The 3,256-nt window shown below is 67.3% G+C and carries 2 protein-coding genes and 1 pseudogene; all 3 read left to right on the forward strand.

Annotated features, from left to right (window positions below; genetic code table 11):
- Window positions 1-263 (forward strand): annotated as a pseudogene (locus EA346_RS00210) (cytochrome C); the annotation flags it as partial.
- 494 nt (window positions 264-757) lie between these two features.
- The gene (locus EA346_RS00215) at window positions 758-2,164 is read left to right on the forward strand and encodes a sodium/glutamate symporter (RefSeq protein WP_296754132.1); all 1,407 of its coding nucleotides are present in this window, start codon (window positions 758-760) and stop codon (window positions 2,162-2,164) included.
- 28 nt (window positions 2,165-2,192) lie between these two features.
- Complete coding sequence (locus EA346_RS00220) at window positions 2,193-3,125, forward strand: pentapeptide repeat-containing protein (protein ID WP_296754134.1); 933 nt, start codon at window positions 2,193-2,195, stop codon at window positions 3,123-3,125.
- Window positions 3,126-3,256: the final 131 nt, after the last annotated feature.

Genomic DNA, 3,256 nt, shown 5'->3' on the forward strand with positions numbered 1-3,256 from the left:
CCATCCACCTGTTCCACAACAATCTGCGCGCGGAGAAATTCCCGATGGACACGGTCATGTTCACGGGGTACGTCACCGAGAAGGAACTGCGCACGGAACGTGCTGATGAGTACGAGAGGCTCGAGCGCGAGGGCAAGCTGGCCGAACTCGAAGCTGAGCCGGTCAAGCCCGGCCTGCTCCATGCAGGCCGCGCGTATGGAGTGGTGGTGAACGCCCTTGGGCTGATCCTGGTCGGCCTGATGCTTTACGCCCTGCTTGGATAGCGTGAAAGTCACGTCCCAGTTTTGTAGGTCGGGTTAGCGCAGCGTAACCCGACGTGCCGGGGTGCCGGGGTGCCGGGGAAGACGCTGCTTTGCGGCCATGGGTGGGTGCAAGGCCCGTCGGGTTACGCCCGTTGGGCTAACCCGACCTACAGTTTGCTCCCGTTGCGCGCCTTTTCATCGTCAGGCGTGGCGCAGGGCCATGACAGTTAGCGCGTGTTCGCGGGGACGCCCTACGACACAGACTCGGAGGTCCGCTCGTCCAACACGGGTGCAGCCCTCGTGGAGTGCGGGAGCTTGCTCCCGCTTTCGGACGGGTCGCGGCGAAGGGCACAGCGGGAGCAAGCTCCCGCACTCCATAGGGGAACCGATCGCTCGACCCGGGTTGCCCGGGCCGTTACCCTTGCTCAAAGCCAACAGGGTACCCACCGTCCCGTTTCAGCGACCCGGGGACGGTAAGCGCGCCGGGTATCCCATGGACCAGGGAGGTCTTTACAATGAACCTCGATCAACTCTTCGTGGCCATGATCCTGCTCGGTCTGCTGATGCTGGCGGGCAAGTGGCTGCGGGTGAACGTCGCCGTATTCGGGCGCCTGTTCCTGCCCAGCGCGATCCTTGGCGGCGCGCTGGCATTGCTGCTCGGGCCGCAAGGCCTGGGAACGCTGGCAGAACTCGTCCTGGGCGATGAGGCGGCGCTGGCGGCCGGCCTCTTCCCGGAATCCACGCTGGAGATCTGGTCCGGCCTGCCGGGCCTGCTGATCAGCGTCGTCTTTGCCGGTCTGTTCCTGGGCAAGATCATCCCCGCGCCCCGCGCGATCTGGCGCCGCGCCGGCCCCATGGTCGCGCACGGCCAGACGCTCGCCTGGGGTCAGTACGTCGTCGGCCTGACCCTCGCCCTGCTCCTGCTCACCCCGATGTTCGGCATCAGTCCCATGTCCGGTGCGCTGATCGAGATCGGTTTCGAGGGCGGACACGGCACCGCGGCAGGCCTCGCCGACACCTTCCGTGAACTGGGCTTCGAGAATGGCGCAGACCTGGCCCTGGGGCTCGCCACCGTCGGCGTGGTCGCCGGTGTGCTGCTCGGGACGGCGCTGGTGAACTGGGGCGTGCGTACCGGGCGCCTGGAGATCGAGGCGGCCCGGGAGATCGACACCGAGCGCATGGCCGAGCACGACGAGCGTGAGAAGGCACCGCGACTGTCCTCGACCCGCTCCATCGATCCGCTGTCCGTACACCTGGGCTTCTTCGCGCTCGCCATCGCGATCGGCTGGCTGATCCTGCAGGGGTTGATCTGGGTCGAGTCGGTCACCTGGAACGCCGGTGACGACGGCGTCGCCCTGATGGTCCACATCCCTCTGTTCCCGCTGGCGATGATCGGCGGGGTGCTGGTGCAGGTGGCCTTGATGCGCCTCGGGCACGCGCGAGCACTGGACCGGCGGTTGATCAATCGCGTTTCCGGTGCGGCGCTCGACGTGCTGATCGTCACCGCGCTCGCCACGCTCTCGCTGCAGGCGGTCGGGGCGTACATCGGGCCCTTCCTGATCCTGGCGGCGGCGGGGATCGCCTGGAACCTGTTCGGATTTCTGGTGCTGGCGCCGCGCATCTTCCCCAGGGACTGGTTCCCGATGGGCCTGGCCAATTTCGGCCAGGGCATCGGGATGACCGTCATCGGTTTGCTGCTTGTCCGCATGGCCGATCCGGACAACCGTACCGGCACCATGGAGAGCTTCGGCTACAAGCAGCTGCTGTTCGAGCCCGTGGTGGGCGGCGGGCTGTTCACGGCCATGTCCCTGCCGTTGATCTTCCACTTCGGCGCCCTGCCCGTGCTCGTCGGCTGCACGGTCCTCATGCTCGGCTGGCTCGTGTTCGGCCTGCTCGCATTTGGCCCCGAGAATCGACGTTGAACGGCTACACTGTGATGCGGACTTCCCGATGAACCCGGCGACACGCGAGACCATGGACAAGGACAGAGAACACGAGTTGTGGTTTACGCGAAAGGATGGCGTGGTACGTGGCCCGCACCCCAGCGGCCTGATCTCCCGGTTCCTGCTGCTGGGAAGACTGACCCTCGACGACGAGATCAGCCCGGATCGGGAGAATTGGCAGCCCGTGCGCGAATACCCCAGGCTGATCCCCGAGGAACTGCAGCAGCGCGACACGGCGGAAGCCCGCGAGCGACTGCTGCAGGCGCGGCTGCGCGAGGATGAGCGCCTGCGCGAGCGGCGCGGCAACGGTCCCGTGCCCCCGGAGGTGCAGGATCTGCGGGTTGGGGAACGGCGCCAACCCGAACCGGAGGCGTTGATCCGGCATCGGCGACAGCGGGCCGAGTGGCTCGCGCGTCCGCGGAAGTCGCTGGATGCGGCCATGCGCGGCCCGATCCCCTGGGTGGGGGCCGGAGCCGCGGTTCTTTTGGCCGTGATCCTGCTGGTCTGGTCCATGGACGGTGTCGAGCCAGGCACCCTGCCCGAATGCCACCTGCCGGCGGCACCCGAGGTGAACTGGAGTTACTGCCGCATGGTCAGCCTCGACCTGCGCGGGGTGGATCTGAGTCGGGCCAACCTTCGCAACACCGACTTCCTCGAGACGCGTCTGGACGGCGCCCGGTTGCGGGGCGCCGACCTGAGCTATGCCGACCTGCGCCGGACGCGCCTCGACGACGCCGACCTGCGCGGGGCGGTCCTGACCGGCGCCACACTGCAGGGCGCGGTCCTCGCGCGCGCCGATCTGGTAGATGCGGATCTCAGCTATGTGAACGTGATCGGCGCCGATCTCACCGAAGCCCGCCTCGACGGCGCGATCCTGGACCGCGCCATCTGGACAGACGGCAGGATCTGCGAGACCGGCTCCGTTGGAACCTGCGACTGAGACTTTGCCAGTTCTGTAGGTCGGGTTAGCGTAGCGTAACCCGACGGGTCGGGTGCCGCGGACGACGCTGCTTTGCGGCCATGGCTGGGCGCGAGACCCGTCGGGTTACGCCCTTTGGGCTAACCCGACCT

This window comes from Thioalkalivibrio sp. (genome assembly GCF_007692535.1).
In the GTDB taxonomy this organism is placed as follows: Bacteria; Pseudomonadota; Gammaproteobacteria; order Ectothiorhodospirales; family Ectothiorhodospiraceae; genus Thioalkalivibrio.

Bases quoted from the DNA above. Each gene is read 5' to 3' on its own strand.
- EA346_RS00215 (WP_296754132.1), top strand. From the start codon at position 758: ATGAACCTCGATCAACTCTTCGTGGCCATGATCCTGCTCGGTCTGCTG.
- EA346_RS00220 (WP_296754134.1), top strand. From the start codon at position 2,193: ATGAACCCGGCGACACGCGAGACCATGGACAAGGACAGAGAACACGAG.